This is a genomic window from Paenibacillus taichungensis, from assembly GCF_003287275.1.
Lineage (GTDB): Bacteria > Bacillota > Bacilli > Paenibacillales > Paenibacillaceae > Paenibacillus > Paenibacillus taichungensis_A.
Window position 1 is genome coordinate 30,674 of the sequence record NZ_QEVW01000005.1, and the last position, 20,082, is coordinate 50,755.

12 protein-coding genes are annotated in these 20,082 nt (G+C 45.5%); 4 read left to right on the forward strand and 8 right to left on the reverse strand.

Annotation, left to right across the window (positions count from 1 at the left end):
- Positions 1 to 21: 21 nt before the first annotated feature.
- Entirely contained in the window at positions 22 to 945 is a 924-nt protein-coding gene (locus DC345_RS05455) for an ABC transporter permease (RefSeq protein WP_076288345.1), read from the reverse strand.
- A gap of 335 nt (positions 946 to 1,280) precedes the next feature.
- On the opposite strand from DC345_RS05455, the gene DC345_RS05460 reads away from it, so the two are divergent.
- Both DC345_RS05460 and DC345_RS05465 read left to right on the forward strand, forming a co-directional pair.
- On the forward strand, positions 1,281 to 3,032 hold the full coding sequence (locus DC345_RS05460; protein ID WP_258530566.1) for a sensor histidine kinase: 1,752 nt from the start codon (positions 1,281 to 1,283) through the stop codon (positions 3,030 to 3,032).
- On the forward strand, positions 3,013 to 4,623 hold the full coding sequence (locus DC345_RS05465; protein ID WP_113052239.1) for a response regulator: 1,611 nt from the start codon (positions 3,013 to 3,015) through the stop codon (positions 4,621 to 4,623). The genes DC345_RS05460 and DC345_RS05465 overlap by 20 nt, the downstream gene beginning before the upstream one ends.
- Positions 4,624 to 4,758: 135 nt before the next feature.
- Here DC345_RS05465 and DC345_RS05470 read toward each other — a convergent pair whose 3' ends face one another.
- The 6 genes from DC345_RS05470 to DC345_RS05495 all read right to left on the reverse strand — a co-directional run bounded on the left by DC345_RS05470 (position 4,759) and on the right by DC345_RS05495 (position 15,900).
- On the reverse strand, positions 4,759 to 6,402 hold the full coding sequence (locus tag DC345_RS05470; protein ID WP_113052240.1) for an extracellular solute-binding protein: 1,644 nt from the start codon (positions 6,400 to 6,402) through the stop codon (positions 4,759 to 4,761).
- A gap of 119 nt (positions 6,403 to 6,521) precedes the next feature.
- A complete protein-coding gene (locus DC345_RS05475; RefSeq protein ID WP_113052241.1) occupies positions 6,522 to 8,180 on the reverse strand; it encodes a response regulator transcription factor in 1,659 nt (552 codons plus the stop codon).
- Between the two features lie 4 nt (positions 8,181 to 8,184).
- Positions 8,185 to 9,936, reverse strand: a complete 1,752-nt coding sequence (locus DC345_RS05480; RefSeq protein ID WP_113052242.1) for a sensor histidine kinase — start codon at positions 9,934 to 9,936, stop codon at positions 8,185 to 8,187.
- 75 nt (positions 9,937 to 10,011) lie between these two features.
- Entirely contained in the window at positions 10,012 to 10,902 is an 891-nt protein-coding gene (locus DC345_RS05485) for a carbohydrate ABC transporter permease (protein WP_113052243.1), read from the reverse strand.
- Between the two features lie 15 nt (positions 10,903 to 10,917).
- Positions 10,918 to 11,823 carry an ABC transporter permease gene (locus tag DC345_RS05490; protein ID WP_090806028.1) on the reverse strand — a complete coding sequence of 302 codons (906 nt, stop codon included), beginning with the start codon at positions 11,821 to 11,823 and terminating at the stop codon, positions 10,918 to 10,920.
- 225 nt (positions 11,824 to 12,048) lie between these two features.
- On the reverse strand, positions 12,049 to 15,900 hold the full coding sequence (locus DC345_RS05495; protein ID WP_113052244.1) for an alpha-L-arabinofuranosidase C-terminal domain-containing protein: 3,852 nt from the start codon (positions 15,898 to 15,900) through the stop codon (positions 12,049 to 12,051).
- 386 nt (positions 15,901 to 16,286) lie between these two features.
- Between DC345_RS05495 and DC345_RS05500 the strand changes: the two genes are divergently transcribed.
- On the forward strand, positions 16,287 to 18,701 hold the full coding sequence (locus DC345_RS05500; protein WP_113052245.1) for an arabinan endo-1,5-alpha-L-arabinosidase AbnB: 2,415 nt from the start codon (positions 16,287 to 16,289) through the stop codon (positions 18,699 to 18,701).
- A gap of 98 nt (positions 18,702 to 18,799) precedes the next feature.
- Here the strand turns inward: DC345_RS05500 and DC345_RS05505 are convergent, their stop codons facing one another.
- Positions 18,800 to 19,354 (reverse strand): helix-turn-helix domain-containing protein, encoded by a 555-nt coding sequence (locus DC345_RS05505; RefSeq protein ID WP_113052246.1) that lies wholly within the window; start codon positions 19,352 to 19,354, stop codon positions 18,800 to 18,802.
- Positions 19,355 to 19,488: 134 nt separating this feature from the next.
- On the opposite strand from DC345_RS05505, the gene DC345_RS05510 reads away from it, so the two are divergent.
- The gene (locus DC345_RS05510; RefSeq protein WP_113052247.1) at positions 19,489 to 20,070 is read left to right on the forward strand and encodes a LysE family transporter; all 582 of its coding nucleotides are present in this window, start codon (positions 19,489 to 19,491) and stop codon (positions 20,068 to 20,070) included.
- Positions 20,071 to 20,082: the final 12 nt, after the last annotated feature.

A 20,082-nucleotide genomic window follows, 5' to 3' on the forward strand; every position in this document is an offset into this window, starting at 1 on the left:
CTCATCTTGTTTGTCTCCCCCCTACCATAGACTGTTTTCACTGTATTTCTTGGACAACTGATTGACCAGAATAAGCAAAATGAAATTAATGACGGTATTAAACAGGTTTATCGCTGAGGAGAAGCTGTATTGGCTGCTCAGTAACCCGATTTTGTATACATAAGTGGACAGAATTTCACTTGAGAGAATGTTCAGGTCGTTTTGCATCAGATAAACCTTCTCAAATCCTACTCCGAGTAATCCGCCTACCCGCAGAATAAGCAGCGTAATAGCAGTCGGCAGCAGCATCGGTATATCGATATAACGAACCTTGTGCCATCGACTTGCCCCATCAACTGTGGCCGCTTCATAGAGGCTTGGGTCTACGGCAGACAGTGCGGCAATGTAGATAATGCTGTCCCAACCGACATGCTGCCACACGTCAGACCATACATACACACTGCTGAACAGAGCTGATGAACCCATTAAGTCCGGTGCTTGTGCTCCAAACAGCTGATACATATTACCAACAAGTCCTGTACTTGGCGAGAACAGGATCAGCATCAACCCGACCATAACTACCGTTGAGATAAAGTGAGGCATATAGGAGACTGTCTGAAAAAACCTCTTGAACCTTCCTGCTCTCATCTGGTTTACCAGTAATGCAAGCATAATTGGGATCGGAAAAGTAGCCAAGCTGTACAGACTGATCACAAGTGTGTTACGTATCGTGTTGGTGAATTGATAGGATTTGAAGAATTTCTCAAAGTATTTGAATCCAGCCCAAGGGCTGTCTCCGATCCCAAGCGCCGGACTATAGTCCTTAAAGGCGATTAATACGCCGTACATCGGCTTGTAGGCAAATAAAAGTGTCAACAGAACCGCTGGAAAAAGCAAAACGTAAAGACCCCAGTTTCGCCTGATTCTCTCCAGCGTTCTTCCAATATAAAGTGGATTGGTCCTCATGGTTCTTCCTTCCCTCCTGTAAATATACTGATGCTGCTCTCCCGTAGGACCTGTCATCTCTGGAATAGCTTCAGTATAAACTGCTTCACATTGGGTTTATCGGACCGCTAAGGACGTTATTCGGACCTCTATAGTTCCATCCATGAACTTTACAAGTAACCAAGATGCTTACGAGCAAAAATCATATCGTTATCCAGACTTTCGTGTGTGTAATCCGGACTTCCGAATCAAAAGATGCAAATCTTTATGTTTTTTTTAGATAAAGGTTTTATACTATTCCTGAGATATTAAAGCGTATTCATAACCAAGCAATCAAGAAAGTGGTGCATTGTTCCATGGCAAACCTGAACACCATCAAACCCTACCCCATCCGGCATTATATCCGCATGATGTTCGTCATTTCTTTTGTCGTGCTCATCTTGGATCTCGTGATCAGCATTGCTTCCATCTCCATGGTCAAACAGCAATCCACCCAATACTTGCAGGATGCAGCCGATCTGTACATCAATCGCATTAATCACGATTTTGCGTACATTAACCATTTCATGGGGTGGACACTGGCCAATGACGAGAATCTCGACAACATGAATACATATGGCGTGAACAGTATTCCGTTCCTGAAGGCCAACGAGAAACTACATTTGCTCTTCGCCGAACTACAGCGAAACTACGGGCAGTCATACAATTTCTTTTATTATTTGGAGAATAGTGAATATTTCCTCAACTGCGCACCAATAAGTATCTCCTATTCGGATTATTCAGAAGTTAAAAAGCAGATCATTACGCTTACCCGTGATAAAGGTGTATATGAGAAGTTCTATTCCCATTGGACACCAATTCACGTGAATGGCACTTCTTATCTTATCAATATTGTGCCGTACTACAACCGTTATCTTGTTGCCTTGATATCCGCAGATGAACTGATCGCCCCTCTCCAGCAGATTAATCTGGGTGCCAACGGGTACGCCTCTCTGGTAGATGAGAATGGAGTACAACTTTCCGGACCTGCCGGCGGGGATCACATACCAGAAGAGAGACATTCGTTTCTCGATCTGTTCCAGTCTCATAACATTGTCAGCAGCGACTTTTCCAATGCGGCATTCAGCGTACATATGGCCATCAAGTTTGGCGCATTCGAGAAAATCATGGTCGCTCAGCTGCTCATTATGCTGCTTTTTCTGATCGTGACCTCCACGTTAAGCGCAATCATCATGTTTTTCAGAAGAAATCTGCTTGTTCCCATTCAGCGATTCTCCAAAAACCTGGCGCGTATTAACGAAGGGGACGAAGCGACAGACTTCAAGAGCAGCCGGATTATGGAACTGGAGCAGGTCAATGCACAGTTTAAGGAACTGGTGGGCCAGATTAAACGGTTCAAGATCGATCGCTACGAGCAGGAATTGGAGAAACAAAAAATACGGTTGGATTATATGAAATTACAGATTAAGCCCCACTTTTTCCTGAATTGTCTGACGAGCATGTACAGTATGGCACAGATGCAGATGTACGAAGAAATTGAGAGCATGGCCATGGCTACGTCCCGATATTTCCGATATATCTTTCAGAGTGGAGAGAATTTCGTTCTTCTGGAGAATGAAATTGAACATGTGAGAACGTTCCTGGACATCCAGAAGTCGCGTTACCGCGACGCTTTTTCCTATCGAATCGAACAGCCTGAGGTCATCACGGGCATCGCCGTGCCCCCACTTGTCATTCAGACATTCATCGAAAATGCAGTCAAATATGGGGTCTCTCGGGACCGGGAACTATGTATTACTTTGTCCGTGACGGAACAACGACAGGAAAATGGCGATCATGTACTCATCCAGATTTCGGATACAGGACCAGGCTTCAGCCCGGATGTGCTTGACGCTCTGATGCGTGGAGAAGCGCTGGAACAAACTGGCGGTAACCGGATCGGCATTATGAATACCATCCAACGTTTGGAGTTGTTATATCGAGATGAAGCAAATATTACGTTTGCAAACGACGAAAGTGGCGCTCGGATCACGCTTTCCTTGCCTAAAATGATACTAAATTCAGATACTCCGGGAGAGGTGACAAACCATGAATGCATTGCTGGTTGATGATGATTACTTTGTTGTCATGGCTTTGGAAAAGAAAATTGATTGGAAGGCATTGGGGATCCATAGAATATTCACCGCCTACAATATTGCGCAGGCCAAGGAAGTTTTGCAAAATCATCCCGTACAGATTCTCATATGTGATATTGAGATGCCCCAGGGCAGCGGGCTGGAATTACTCGCATGGGTCCGGGAGGAATCGCATAATGTACAGACGATATTTCTGACCAACTATGCCGATTTCAACTATGCCCAGAAAGCAATTGAGCTGCAAAGCTTTGATTATTTTCTGAAGCCTATTGAATTTGACAAGTTAACTCTTATTATTCAAAAGGCGGTTGCCAAAGCCCGCGACCAGCAATTCATTGAGAAAGCCATTCATGAGGGTGAGCTCTGGCAGAAAAACCGAAGCAAACTGATTGAGGACAGCTGGCGCAGGCTAATCTCCGGTAAAGCTTTTCCTTCCGGCCCGACCAACGTCTCTGCCTTTTTGACAGAACAAAATCTGCCTTATGAAATAACCGATCTGTTTCTTCCTATTCTGGTTAACCTTTTTCCGTACGATCATACGCTGGGCAAGACGGACAAGAATCTGTTCGATTACGCGTGTTTGAATGTAATGGTTGAGCGGTTCCAGAACACGTTGTTCTCCATTGAAGCCATTATCGAGATCAAGGATCATAACTGGATGATTATTCTAAAATGGAACGGAGCGCCGGATGCACAGCTGATCGAATCCATGTGTGGTTTGTTCATCCCCGAGGTTAATAATTACCTAAAGTCCGATGTTTGCTGTAGTATCGGATTCTCTCTACCACTGGGTCAGATTCGTCATACCATCAACGAGTTGTTGCTTATGAATGAAGAACGAATTAAACATCGTAACCAAACCTTTTTACTTGAAAACTATAATAGACCCGAGTTGAATTACACACCGCCTGATCTGGGATTGCTGGAGAAATTGTTAAATGAAAATCGATTTCAGGCGTTTCTGGATGAAACGGGTCGTTATATGCATCAACTGGTGCGTGAAGGTGTGGTGGGTACCGCCGTTCTAAGTCTGCTACGTCTTGATCTGGTACAACTTGTGTATGCCCAGTTGAAAAGTAAGGAGATCGAAGTGCACAAGCTGTATATGGGCAAAACAAACGATCAATTATTCATGCAATCTCTGCATTCAATTGAAGACATGCAATCCTACATTGCCTACCTGGTTAATACGGCTGCGGAATATCTGAATGTTGCCGAGCAGCCGAAGTCAGTTGTACATGAGATTACCCATTATATACGCACGCACTACGGAGAAGATTTAACGAGGAATAACCTGGGAGAGATGGTCTATCTGAATCCGGATTATCTGGCAAGGTTGTTTAAGAAAGAGATGGGCATTTCACTGGGCCATTATGTCATCCATACCCGTCTTGTGGCGGCCCGACATTTGCTGGAGACCACCGCACAATCGGTGCATACCATTGCTGGAAATGTTGGCTATACCAATTACTCTCACTTCACCAAACTGTTTAAGCAAGAGATGGGCTGCAGCCCCAATGAATATCGCAAGAAGCAGAAAGAAGGCTCACATGAGACCGGATGACCCGGGTACCCTAGCGGAGAATTAAAAGCTTATACTTTAATTGTATGAGTGTGATTCCTCTGATTTATATGTTTTCGCTAAAAAATGCCACTCTGCGTATCGCACGCAGGGTGGCATTTGCTCTTTTACTGCACTTTACTTATTCGTATTAATGACTTCATTCACTTCCTGAGTGATCTGGTCACCACCAAGCTTTTTCCAATTTGCAACAAAATTGTCGAACTCGTCAATAGACAGGTTGCCGTAGATGATTTTCAGAAACGTCTCAGCGCGCAGTTTATCCAGGGTTGCCTGTTTCGTGTTCATGGTTCTCGTTGGGGCGTAGATAAATTCATTCATGACAATGAGATCGTTATCCCGATAATATTTAATGACGCCTTGCGAGCTTTCCGGTCCAAAAATACGTTCCATATGCCACTTATCCAGATTTCCATTGCGGTAATCCATAATATCATCGTAGAACAGCTTCGCTTCAAGCTCTAATCCGGATGTATCTCCCGTTTTGAGCGCCTGCTCGACCTCATCCTGTGCCTTCACGTTTTTGTTGGCAGGCAGATTGGATACAGTCGCATTATGAAAACCAAGTCCGGTCAAGCCGTTCAAATACGCAGCACGCTCTTCCTTGGCCGACTCACCGAACATTTTCTCTGCCTGAAAATTCAGCAGCTTGATCAATGCTTCCGGGTGCTCGTAGCCTTTACGTACGGCAAATATGCCGCCCAAGCTTAAGTGATTCTGCGTTTTGGCAGGTTGATCGTCGATCGATTGAACCGGGTAAGGAAGCCAGTCCACATTCTTATCCTTCTTGATCATGCTGCTAACCTGAAATGGTGCCCATTGTGGTAGAAAGAACATGCCTGATTTGCCTGCATTCACATCTTCCATCATCTTCGTAAAATCCTTAACACCAAACTCAGGGTCGAGAACACCCTTTGAATACAGATTTTGCAGTTCGTGTAATCCTTGCTTCACCTCAGGCTGAATGGTTCCATTCACAACCTGACCTGAAGCATCCTTGATCCAGGTTTCGAGATAACCATGATAACCAAGCAGGAACGCATTAATTGGTAAATCCTTGTTGAGCGCAATTCCATACGTATCATCTTTGCCATTTCCGTCCGGATCTTCAAAGGTGAAGGCTTCGGCAATTTTGATAACGTCCTGCATCGATTTTGGTGCTTCAAGTCCGACCTTCTTCAACCAATCCTGACGAATCCAGATCATATCTGAGGAATCCAGCGAGCCTGGGAAACTGACCATTGCGTATATCTTGCCTTCCTTGGTCACTGGCTTCAAACCTGCTCCATCCTCAGCAGACATAAATTCCTTGACCAGATCGGATGCGTACTTATCATAGACTTCGGTCAAATCTTCCAGCATCCCCGCTTCATGCAGCTGTTCAAACTGCACAGCACTTACTTTCAGAACATCAGGCAAATCGCCACTAGCCAGGGTGACGTTCATTTTATCGTTATAATTGGCATCCGGGACAATCCAGTCATAGGTGACATCGATCCCCAGCTCGTCCTTGTATCCTCTGGTCCAAATGTTATTGGCGTGTGTATCTCCCTCAGCAAGCGACTCTTTCCCGGTTTCATTCATGGTTGATGTTAATTTGATGGGTGGATCATACTTCGTAAGCGGACCTCCGGCATCCTGCTGTGTGTTCGGTTGGGCTTCATTCTCAGCACTTCCCGTACCCGATGAACAGGCTGCAAGCGTGGTTGCCAGAACCATGGTTAACGTTAACAATGAGAATTTCTTTAATGACGTGTTCATGCGAATCCCCCTTTTTATTCCTCCAGCGAGGTATAATTTTATTGTATAAAGAAAGCGCTATCACCTCGAGTGTACCCCGTTGACATCTGGTATCTTTGATTTACCATTTCATACTTGATCTAACTTTTTTGATCCCGATATTCCTGTGGTGTGCAGCCGGTGGCCTTTTTGAAGAAACGATAAAAATAGTGCTGATCACTAAATCCAACCTTGGCGGATATTTCATGCATTTTGCAGGTAGAGCCGAGAAGTAATTCCTTGCTGCGCTCGATGCGCCGTTCATGAATATAGTCGGATATGCCTTTGCCAGTAATACGTTTGTACCAACGGGATAGATATGACGGATTGAGGGAAACCTCCTGTGCAATTCGGGTTAGTGAAAGGTCATCCTCCAGATGATGCTTGATATAATGATGAATAGTGACGAGAATCTGCGACTGATCATGGATGCGAGTAACACTTCTTTTGGAGATGATCCATTCATAAGCCGATTGATAGAAAACGACCAGATCGGACCAAGGCGTATGGATATTAAAATGAAGCATTCGAGATAACGCAATTTCCTCCATTGCTGATTCATACAAGCCCAGTTCATGAAGAAGCTCCATCAGTCCATTACCTGCACCTGAATAGATTCTCATTCGAAAGAATGGATCTTGAAGTCCTTCTTTTGAAGCCTCTGTCCACTTGTGAAATGACTCCATCCACTCCCGATCCCCTGATGTAACGCGCTGCCTGATCTGATCCAGATGAAGACTGGCAACACTCTGCTGATTCAAAATATTGGGGATGTAAGGCGAATCATGCTGTACTTTGACCCGAAGAAGCTTCTCCATCCCAAGTCCAGGGCCCTCATGGATCGACAGGCGCAGCTGTGCAATGGCCTGACTTAACTCCATCCACTCCACCGCCTGTTCGCTCACCATAATGGAGACGGACAGATTCAGACAATCCGCACAGGATTGCTGCACAGACTCCAGCGTTCCATAGACAAAACGCAGTGTCTGTTCCCACTTCTCCTGCTGTCCTGTATGGAAGCTCGATGGCTGAGCCTTGGGCTGAACAAAGCAGGCAATCACCTGATAATCCAGATCAATAGCTTTGACCTTGGCCTTATCCTGAAGCAGTTCCTCTGCAACGTTGGCAACCGCATAGCGAATTAAACTCCGGTCCGAATGGGATTGATAGTTGTTCCACTCCTCAACCCGTATGATGATCGGGATTACCGACTCATTCGACATGAAAGGTAACTGGACTGCATCCAATTCTTCCTGAAGCGAGGCGATATCATGTCTTTCCGTTCGTTTTAGGAGATCCAGCAGCAGCTGTCTTTGCAGCTGCGGCAGCGCTCTGGGCAGCTTGCTGCGAAACCAGGCATGTTGGTAACGGAAATCATTTTCCTCCGATATTTGTGTTAAAGCCCGCTCTACCGCTGCACGAATATGACTCATGCCTTCTGTCTTTAACAGGTAATCCACAACACAAGGGTTGCGTATCGCTTGATGTGCATAATCAAATTCGTTATGACCTGTCAGCAACAGAACTTTACATCGTGGCCAACGATCCATAATCTTCTCGATCAGCTCCATGCCATCCATGCCAGGCATGCAGATGTCGCTGAGTACGATATCGATTTTAACGGAATTCAACCACTCGATTGCTTCAAAGGCAGAATATGCCTTAATGATCTCCATATCGTGAAAATCCGCTTTTTGAAAAAAAGCATAAAGACCATCCAAAATAACCGGTTCATCATCTACAATTAACATCCGCTGCATACGACTACTCCTGTCTCCATGGAATATTTAATATCATGCATAAACCGCCCAACTCACTGCGCTGCGCACAAAGGCCATAGCCTGTCCCAAACTTGATCCTTAAACGTTGATTCACATTCATCAGTCCTGTAATCTCTTCATTCCCATGCCTCTGGTTCGCAGATTCCTGAAAGGATACTTGCAGGCTACTCAGAATTTCCTCCGTTAAATGATCGCCATCATCCTCTATCCGAATGGACAACTGTTGGTGGTCCACTTGATAGGATAATTTCAGAATCCCTCCCTGACTGCGCTTGGCAAGGGCATGTTCAAAGACATTCTCCACAATCGGCTGAATAATGACTCGGGGAATGGCGATGTCTCGGTACTCCCTACTCAGTTCCTCCAATTGCAGTTGGACTCTTGAGCCAAATCGGATTTTCTGAATAGAAGCATAGACTAAGGCGTGTTCCACCTCTTCACCGAGCGAAACCTCAGAATGAGAATCCCTGGACATATACCTGAAATATTGACCCAAATAGTCGGTAAATTCCTGAATCAATTCAACATTCTCGACCTCGGCCATTTGTTTGATGCTGAACAGACTGTTATATAGAAAGTGAGGCTGAATCTGGGACTGCAAATGTTTGAGTTCTGCCTCGCTTGTTCGAATCCGGGCAACATAATTTTCATCAATCAAAATATGTAAGCGTTCTATCATGTGGTTGAAGCGAGAGTATAAATAACCAAATTCATCTCGTCTGGATTGCGGAATATGAATAGTTGTCTGACCTTGCTCCGCCATTCTGAACCCGCGAATGAGCACAGATAACGGCTTGTGAATTGACCTGTAGATTGAAAAGGAGAAGATCATAATGATAATGATTGAGATAAGCGTCAATGTCCACAGCCACAGGTTATATTGTTCCAGGGGAGCTTGGAGCACATCATTAGGGATGCTGGCTGTCAGCGTGAACGAGTGATCAGGATCATAAAGCGAATAATACAGATATGGATCGGACTGAAATCTCGTCACTTGCATGGATTCTGGTGATTCCGGTGATACCTGCTGCAATTGTGCTGCCGATACAGGTTTATCAGAAGAAGAAATGACCACATTGTGCTGCTCACCGAAGCTCAGTGTAATATCACTGCCTCCCGTTTCCGCGAGCTGCTGCAATCTGTGCTTCAGTTCTTCCGCAGACAAACGTATGCCTAATATAAAATTGGGCGGTTCCTCATGATTCATGTTATACGGATTGCTTTTGAGAAAATAAAGATTGTTATCCGAATAAGACAACTCACCATTCAGATTGCCCATGGTCGCCAGCAGATCCTTCCATTCTGTATCCTCCACATTGCGAATTCCGTCCACCGCGCTGACCCGTTTATGCAGAGCCGGAACATAATACACAACATCGCTGATATAGGGACTCGTCACCATGATCTGCCCCAGCTTGTTATGTATATTATTGAGACTGGAAGTCACCTCATATCTGCCCATAATTGCAGCTCGTGTACTTAGGGTGGACATCGTTTCATCGAATGAAAATTCGGTAACAAGACCACTCATTCGCTCCAATTCAAATTGCAGATGATTGTGGTAAAAATAAAGCTTTGATTCATGCGCCTTCTCCACTTCCGTCTGCATTTGCTTGGAGCTGGTATGCGTGATCATAATACTGATCCCATATAAGGGCAGAATGACGAGCACAAAGGCAATCATCAGTTTGACGACGATGGATGCATTTTTCCATCTCCCCCATGTGAATCTCATTTCACTACACTCCTCTCCTCAACGGCAAAAAGGAGCCGGAAATCGGCTCCTCCCATTGGTTTTCCTCCATCGATCTTATCCCTTTACACTACCGACAACAAGTCCATGAACGAAATACCTTTGCAGGAACGGATACACGAGCAGAATGGGTATCACGGACAAAAAGATTTGGGATGCCTGGGTCGTTCTATCCGACACCTGACTTAACAGTGTCGCATCCTCAAGGGTCATCATTTCACTCTGGATCATCGTCACTTGCTGGAGCATCGATTGCAGATACGTGGCTAGTGGATAACCTTCCGGACTTTTCATATAGATCATGCCATCAAACCAGGCGTTCCAGTGTCCCACCATGGCAAACAATGTGATGGTTGCGATACTGGGCAATGAAATAGGAAGATAAATGCTCCATAGCGTGCGGAAATGGCCAGCACCATCCATCCAAGCCGCCTCTTCCAACTCCTTTGGCAAACCTCGGAAGAAATTCAGCATAAGCAACACATTGAAGATCGGAACCGCTCCCGGTAAGATCAGGGCCCAGATCGAATCCAACAGACCTGCTTCTTTGACGATCAGATAACCCGGGATTAATCCTCCACTGAACAGCATGGTAAAGACAAATATCCACGCATAGAACGTTCTGGAACGGAACTTCGCTGCCTCTTTGGAGAGCGGATAGGCTACAAGAATCGTGAAAATCAGATTGGTCGCAACTCCGAGTACCACACGGAGAAGACTTGTACCGAATGAATTTAGAAACTGCTGATTTTCGAGAATGTATTTATAGGAGGAAAAGGTGAAGTCCACCGGCCAGAATGTCACACTCCCCGCCTTGACTGCATCACTCGAACTAAACGAAATTGCCAGAATGTTCACAATGGGAAACAGGCATAGCAAGGCAAGAAGGGTCAGGATGACATAATTCATTCCCAGAAACCAACGATAGGCTCTCGAAGCGTGATGCATGTTCTTGCCTCCTTTCTAGAAAATCCGATAATTGGCTAATCGATAGGCGAGGAAATAGCCAAGCCCGATAAAGATAAACGAAACCACTGATTTGATGAGCCCCAATGCGGTAGATACGGAGTACTGTGCATCCTGCAAGCCAATCCGGTAAATCATCGTATCCAGAATATCTCCGGATTCATAGACCAGCGGATTGTAGAGGTTGAACACTTGGTCAAAACCACCGTTAAGTACGTTACCCAGACTCAGTGTAACCATCAGAATCACGATTGGACGAATGCCAGGCAGCGTAATATGCCAGGTCTGCTTCCATCTTCCTGCTCCATCCATAACAGATGCTTCATACAGGGATTTATCAATGTTTGTCAGTGCGGCCAAATATATAATCGTGCCAAATCCGAATTCTTTCCATTGGTCCGTAATGACGAGTATGTAAGGAAACCATTCGTTACTGGCCAGAAATTGAACCGGCTCTACACCCACTGCCTTAAGCAGCATATTTACGATTCCGGTACTGGGGGATAATACATCCACAATGATTCCAGCCAAAATGACCCAGGAAAAGAAATGCGGCATATAGATAACCGTCTGAATGGTTCGTTTAAAGCCTGTTTTGCGCACCTCGTTCAGCAGCAGGGCCACAAGTACCGGAATGACCAAACCGGACACAATTTTCATGGCGGAAATAAATACGGTATTCCATACGACCTGTCCGAACCCAGGCAGATCGAACAGATACCTGAAATTGTCCAGGCCGACCCAGTTCATATTTTTGAATCCGGCAATGGGAGAGAAATTCTGAAAAGCAATGGAGAGTCCCGCCATCGGAATGTAACCGAATACAATAATGATGATCAGTCCAGGCAATATCATGAGATGAAGCGGAACGTTTCGTATAAATTGTCTGTAGTTGGAACGCATAAGCTGTCTCCTCCTTCAAACTCATTATAGAATCCGTCAGGAACCGGAAATAGTGTAGGCTATTTACTTTAGGTATCTTTTGTTGACCCTCTTTCCGGAACACCAAAAAACCGCGATACTCGCGGTTTTTTGGTGCAACATATATATCTGGGTATAACAGCAATCGGAAGATGGTTCTGACCACGCAGTGACTTTGTGTGAAAATTATTGGTTCAACTTAGATAATTATCGCTGGACATCCATAACCAGTACATTGACCGAATTTGCAGGAAGCTGCAAGACAACCGAATCCTCCTGCAGATGCATCACTTGTTCTTGTGGAACAATTTTCTCATCATTCTTCTGGTTCACATTAGGCACATGTAGCAATTCTTCATCTCCGCCAAGTGTTATCAATCTCGCAACAGAGGTAACGCTCAGATTCTGAAGGCAAATTTGGGTTGCTTTGTCCACCCCATCTGCGTTCACCAGTTTCACATACACATGCTGCTCGTCTCTTGTAACGGAATGGAATACGTCCCGGTTATATGCTTCCAGTTTGTAATCCAGAATTTTGCTAGTCGTGCGACCATCGGTATAAGAGCAGATCAGATTCTTCCCTGTTTCACCACCATAATTGACCGTAATCGTATAATTCGTATCGCTCGCCAGCGGTTCATAGTTGGCTGCCCGGAGATTACCCGCCGCTGAACTGGAAGAATAGTCACCCAGAGTGTAGCCTTCTACACCTTGTTTGTATACTTTGACTCCCGTTGCATTGCCGCCATATCCGATTGCGTATTCAATGACATCCTTTTTATCAGGTGAACTATCCGTCAATCCCACACCGATGGTGAAGCCATCCTCACCCGCTATGCGCTGAACCTGGACTTCCACTTTATAATTCGACCATTCATCGTTCAGAAGATACAACCCATTCAAGCCGTTTGCCTGGGCTTTCAAAATCAATCCTTTCCCCGTCTCCAGCGTGTATCCTGCCGATCCCGGAATCCAATTCCACGCTTCATTCAGAGCTGTCTGCTCCCTGAAATCTTCTGTAAACAGCACGCTGCCATCCTGGTTCGATGTAACCGTAATCCGTTCCACCACAATGTCGGCATTACCTGTCGCAATCTCGATGCCGCCACGTGGAATGAGTTCCATCGGTTGACCCTTGCTGTACGTTGAAAATGAAGTGCCCAGCACCTGCTCGCCCACATACTTGGCAAAAAGCTGCTGCACATAGTAATTCGGTGTGTACCACACCGTTTCATCATCAAACCAGATGCAGTCCGGCGTCCAGCGATAGGTGCCGTCCGTCAGTACTTTGTTGAACAATGGCGCATAGGCAGCCAAGCGAACAACGTCCGCATTATTTTCAAAACCCGTCATGACCGCCGCTTCTGCGATTGCTCCTGCCAGTGTATTTTTGTCCGTGGATGCATATTCTCCTACAAATACCTTGGATGTCTCTGTCCAATCCATACTGCCGTCTTCATGATAAGCCCGCTCATAATAGTTGTACCGATCCACGTTGTTCAGCAAATAGTCATTGGAGCGATAGTAGTGCTCATCCGCAATGGTATCCATATAGTTATCCTGATTCTCATACCAAGTGACCGTCTCCTCAATTACCTCTTTGCCATCTGCAAAAGCCACCTGAGCTGATCCGGTCAGATTGCCGCTCAGGAATTTCCATCCCTGTTGGTACGCATCATCGTCTGCTTGGGCTCCAACTGTCGAAATGATGTGAAGTTCATGATCAGGATAATGACGTTTCATATAATCATCAATTGACGTCTTGAATACTTCAAAGTTGGCGAAAAATTCAGTTCCCCAGTTCTCATTGCCTACGCCAAGATAACGCAAATCGAATGGTTCAGGATGTCCCATGCTGCTTCGGATGGCAGCCCATTCGTTATGTTTAATATCCGTGCTGAGCGCGAAATCGATCAGGTCTGTAAAGTTTTGGATATAGTAATCCCTCAAAGCGCCACCCGCCGGGTGTGCGTAATCCGAACGAGCCTGGCACAGAACGCCACAGGCCATGACCGGTACCGGAGCAGCATTCAAATCTTCTGCCAGTTGGAAATACTCCATATACCCGAGACCCATCGTCATCATGTAACCCCAGACGTTATAGTTCTCTTTGCGGAGCTCCACCGCTCCCACCGAATCCTTCCAGTCATACACATTGTCCCAAATAAACGAACCTTCGGAAATGCATCCCCCCGGAAAACGCAGAAACTTTGGATGCAGATCGACAAGGGCCTGAACCAGATCTTTCCTAAGTCGATAGTTCGGATTCCCGGTATAGTTGGCATGCGCTGAAGAGGATACTCCCAGCTCTTTCGGATCGGCTCCCCATACATCCTGCGGAATCAACGACACCATGTCTATGGAAATGTCTCCTTCAAAGGTAAGTGCCAATTGCCCCAGCGCGGTCTCCGTTCCAGTCAGGGTCACGTTCGAATGGGTGATGTTGGGCGAATTGGGGTGAGTCAACACATGGCTGCCACTTGCATGACCGCTGAATTCCGCATTGGCCACAAGGACACGGTTATCAGAATAGGCGATCCCGTACTTCTTCCATGTGTTACCTTCTTCAACTCGCAGCATAGCTGAATCACTGATGGCAGCACCATTTCCATCCTGCAATTGAATCGTAATTGTACCTGGGGATACTGCCTTTGCCCACACGGTGAAATCATATGCCTCCCCTTCTTTAATGGACATGGCACAATGCTGATTGGAATCCGAGAATCCGCGATTTCGAATCGTGGCACCAGTCTGAACCGTTACATAATAAGCATTCACTTCCGGGTCTTCCACGTTAAGATGATTGTTTATTCCATCAGTATTCTGTACGATCATTTTCTCGGTATCCCCGGACCAGGCAAACAAAGGATCACGGTTCCGACCTGTCGAACAACCACATTCCCCAGAGTCATGCGAGTACGTATCGAATGCAAAGGATTCAAACGAACGGTTCTGAACTAACTCTGCATAGATTCCCCCATCTGCTGCATTGTTGATATCCTCGTAGAACAGACCGTACATCACTTCACTAACATCCGTCACCTGCTGGTCCCCATGGATTGTCACGGTATAAGGTGGAAGGTGTTCAGGTACAACGGACACATCAAAACTTTTGCTCAGGGTACTCCCACCCTTGGTTAAGAGCGCATTCAAACGAATCTCCTGTGCCGAGCTCAGAGGTTGAACCTTTCCATTCGGTGACATAACTTCAGGCTGACTTGAATTCCATTGAACGTTTACCTTGCCCCCAAGCAAAACTACAGGCAATGACACATCTTTGGTAATAATCCGGGCTGGAGCAGACAAATATTTATCTCCAGCCAGCTTCACAATCTCTTTATCCGTCAGAGACTCGCACATGACTTCGATCACTTCATCCATGGACAGAGCCGCCTGATAAATTCGAAAATCAGACAGTGAGCCTGAAAAATCCACATCTGCCGCGTACTGAGAGCGTCCAATATAATTGCGGCTATAATTCGCAGGGTCCACGAACGAATCAAACCATCTGCGCAGCTTGGCATAATTGCCACTGGATGTCTGACTGATGGAACCGTCTGCCACCTTCTCACCATTCACATATACAACCGGACCCGCACTGCTGCGTGTGCCGCCCTGACTGCCTGCCACCGATAAAGCAATATGCATCCATTCCCCGCTGACAAATCCGCGTCCCGGGTCTACAACCAGATCATCGCCTGCATATAACGTGCCTCGCATCTGACGAGTCAGAAATAAATAGGGACCCTTCTCGCCTTTACCGAAGTCGAAAATCCGCTCCCACACGTTTGATCCCTTGCCCAAATGGACCCATGCTGCAACAGTCACTCCGGTGTTGTCGCTTACATTTTGCAGTAAATTCGTTGGCAACTCCAAATACGATGTTCCGTTCGATCCACCGGTAAAAGTCACCGCCCATCTGCCATTCACTTCAGAAATGTCGGGTGATTTCTCTCCTGCGGCAATTCCAATGTGCCCGTTTCCTGAACTATCCTTGCCAATGTCTGCTGCATCTTCAAACTTATAGTGTGCGATTAGTTGATGGTGAAATGTGGTCATCTTCATTCCTCCTATGTAGGTTGAATTTTCGTAGATAAGTTTTCTTTAATTCGTATAAACATAAATTAATTAACAAATATATAAACACATAATCTAATCGTATAGTATCTTATTTCGAGTAAATATTTCAATCACAAAATTACAAATCATCTGTTGTATCATAGGAATTCTTACGAAAAATCAATCTTTTGCCGATCTCCCTCTCAATCCTAAAGTCACTCAACCCTGATATTTATAGTTTACAAATATATAAATTGATTGATAATATAACAAATGAAAGCGCTTGATAAATTATGGCAATCACAAGGAGGGCTGTCCAACGAGTTAACGTTTGCGGCAATGATTAGGGCTATTTTTCATTTCAGGTATTGGGAAAGGGGAAACGTATGAAACGTTATTGGATAAGCGTACTTAATATTTCTTTACTGAGCTCTGCATTACTTACGACAACAGCTTTGGCTCCCGTCTCCGTGTTGGCGGACAGTCCGGGGGCAGCCAGTACCAACCCGCAAGTTTCCACATCCATTGCGAATGCGATTCCAGCATTCAGGAATGTCTCCGTTCATGACCCTTCCGTTATTAAGGTGGGTGATACCTTTTATATTTTTGGTTCACATCTTCAAGTAGCAAAATCGAAGGATTTGATGAATTGGGATTCTGTCGCCTCCGGGGTTACGGATGACAACCCTGTTGTGCCTAATGTAACCAAGGAATTCGCTGAAGCCCTGCAATGGGCGCAGACCGATACGTTATGGGCAGCAGACGTCATTCAGTTGGCGGACGGAAAATTTTATATGTACTACAATGCGTGCAAAGGGGACTCTCCCCGCTCTGCGTTAGGCGTTGCTGTGGCAGACAACATTGAGGGGCCTTATAAGGATCGGGGTATTCTGCTCAAATCCGGCATGTGGGATGAGATCAGTGAAGATGGCACTATTTACGATGCTACCATACATCCGAATGTGGTCGACCCTGATGTATTTTACGATAAAAACGGCAAGCTCTGGATGGTGTACGGTTCCTATTCCGGAGGAATTTTCATTCTGGAGATGGATGAAACGACGGGAAAACCTCTCCCTAATCAGGGGTATGGCAAAAAACTGACCGGAGGCAATCACAGCCGTATCGAAGCACCTTATATGCTCTATAGTCCCGAAACCGACTATTATTATCTGTATCTGTCCTATGGCGGATTGGGTGCTGACGGGGGATATAACATTCGGGTAGCCCGCTCCAAAACACCCGACGGCCCTTTCCTCGATGCTGAAGGAAACGATATGATCAACGTCAAGGCGGATAAGGACAAACCCTTGTTTGATGACCGCTCGATCGAGCCTTTTGGCGTCAAATTACTGGGGAATTTCCTCTTTCAAAGACAGATCGGTGACCCGGGCACAGGTCAGGGTGTTGGCTATGTATCACCAGGACATAACTCCGCTTATATTGATGCTGAGACGGGAAAACAATTCCTGATCTTCCATTCACGCTTTCCAGGCCGCGGAGAAGAGCATGAAGTCCGTGTACATGAGATGCATATGAATTCGGAAGGATGGCCTGTTGTTTCTCCTTACCGCTATGCGGCATTGGAAGAAAACACTGCCCAATTGACAACCCAGGAGATTGCTGGTCAGTACCAATGGGTGAATCACGGGAAGGAAATTACGGCCGAGATCAAATCTTCACAGACCGTTCAGTTCACAGCGGATGGGCAAATTAGTGGTGCGGTGACGGGTACATGGAGTCTTGAAGCAGACAATCAGGTGCAGATCACATCGAATAATGTTGTGTATACAGGTGTCTTCACGCATGAATGGGAGCCAGATTCCCAGAAGACGGTTCTGACCTTTAGCGCACTCTCCTCCTCTGGCGTGGCCATCTGGGGAAGTCAGATGGCTGCACTCAAGGATCAGGATATTGTTAATGCGGTGAAAAAGGATTTGAGCATCGGCGACACAGGGAACGTATTTTTCAACCTTTCCCTCCCGACCAAAGGAACACGTGATGCAGAGATAACATGGAAATCTTCCAACACCTCTGCCCTTTCAGCTGCCGGAGTAGTGAACCGCCCTCGTGCTGGTAAGGGGGATGCCAAAGTGACATTAACCGCAACGATTCGCAAAGGTAGTGCCGTAAGCTCCAAAACATTTAACGTTATCATTCCACAACAGGCGGTTAGTCCACTGCTGGGAGAATATACATTTGAACAAAAGAAACTTGCTAAAATCGCACAGGATTTCAGCAAAAATGAATATCACGGCAAAGCCTTTAATGTGACGACTTCTGCGGTTGGCAGCAAAAATCAGGCTGCTGCTTTTAATGGAACCGACAGCTACATCCAGCTGCCCGGAATCATTACCGATACAACGGATTTCACCTTTAGTGCATGGGTCAACTGGAGTGGCGGCGGAGCCTGGCAGCGAATTTTCGACTTTGGAAATGGACTGACCAGACATATGTTCCTTACTCCCTCCCAGCATACCGGAGCTCTGCAATTCACCATTCATGATCAGGGACGAGATCAGAGCCTGATTGCTGCTGAGCCGCTGCCCTCCAATCAATGGGTGCATGTCGCGGTTACCCTTCAAGGAGATACCGGCACTATGTATGTGAATGGAAAAGTCGTAGCAAGCAGCACGAAAATCACGTTTAACCCGAAAGATCTGCAAGTGACGGAAGCTTATTTGGGCAAAAGCCGCTATGCAGCCGATCCCTTCTATAAAGGCTCACTGGATCACGTAAGAGTATATGATAAAGCGTTAACCTCCAACGAAATTCAGCGTCAGGCAAAAGAAAAGCCTTAATTCATTCAAACCCTTAGGTATGAAATTGATTTGAGATAACAAAAACGCCAATATATCGGTCGAATTCACAGACTGTTGTATTGGCGTTTTATTTCATTTCACTTTGAATAATGAATGACCATGCTTAATTTATTCGCAGAGACTCCCGAATTTTTATAGCCATGAGCCTTATCCGCGCGAAAACGAATGGACTCCCCCTGTTTTACCATATACTCCTCCATCCCAACCCGAATCGTAACTTCTCCTTCAAAAACCGTAATGAATTCCTCTGCCCCTTCTATATGCGGTTCAGCATTCAAAGAAGACTCTTCATCCATTTCCATCATGTACATTTCAAAACGACGCCCCTCTTCGAAGGTAAAATGCGGATAAATGCGAATCTTTCCCTCATCCTCCATCAATGCCTGAATATCACTGCCCGTTACAACTGTAGTGTCCGACTTCGGCTCGTGGATCAAGGCGGTAAAGGAAATTTTCAAGCCGTTCGCAATTTTCCATACTGTCGCAATTGTAGGGTTGGATTCACCCCGTTCAATCTGACCAAGCATCGTCTTGCTGATTCCAGACATCTCGGCTACCTTGTCCAGACTAAGTTTTCTTTGTTCCCTGAGCTGCTTCAAATTCTGTGCCAGAACAACATTAATGTTTTTCAATATACTGTCACCTCTGTTTTAAAAGATTATATTGTGCTGTATAGCGTACATATTGTACAATTATAAAGAACGTACGTTATAGCGTACATTTCAATTAAATATAACACACAACAAGAATAATATGTGGAGGACTTATGAATATCTTACCGTTACTGACTTACGCAATCGTGGCTTCATTCACACCGGGTCCAAATAACATCATCGCCATGACGCATGCAAAAAACGAAGGGTTCAAAAAAATTCTTCCATTTATTGCCGGCGTAGCAGCTGGCTGCCTGCTTATTATGTTTCTGTCCAGTTATTTCAACCTTATTCTGCACCAATACATCCCTAGGATCAAACCGGTCCTGAACATATTGGGATGTGTATACATGATCTATTTGGCGATCAAAATTATGCGAAGTAAACCTGCAAATGCCAAAGACCCAAAGGTTAATCGTTTTACGTTTCTCTTTGGCTTCACCCTGCAATTCCTCAACCCCAAAGTCATTCTGTATGGTCTGACGGCCATCTCGGTATTTGTTATGCCTCTCGGAGACTCTCATGTTCATATGATCCTATTTTCGTTGCTTCTAACCATCATTGGCATTAGTGCCAATATGACCTGGGGGTTATGCGGCATGTTATTTCAGAGCTTTTTAATGAAATATGAGCGTCCTTTTAATATTCTAATGGGTGTTTCGCTCATCTATAGCGCACTATCGATTTTAAAATAAATGCAAGAGAAA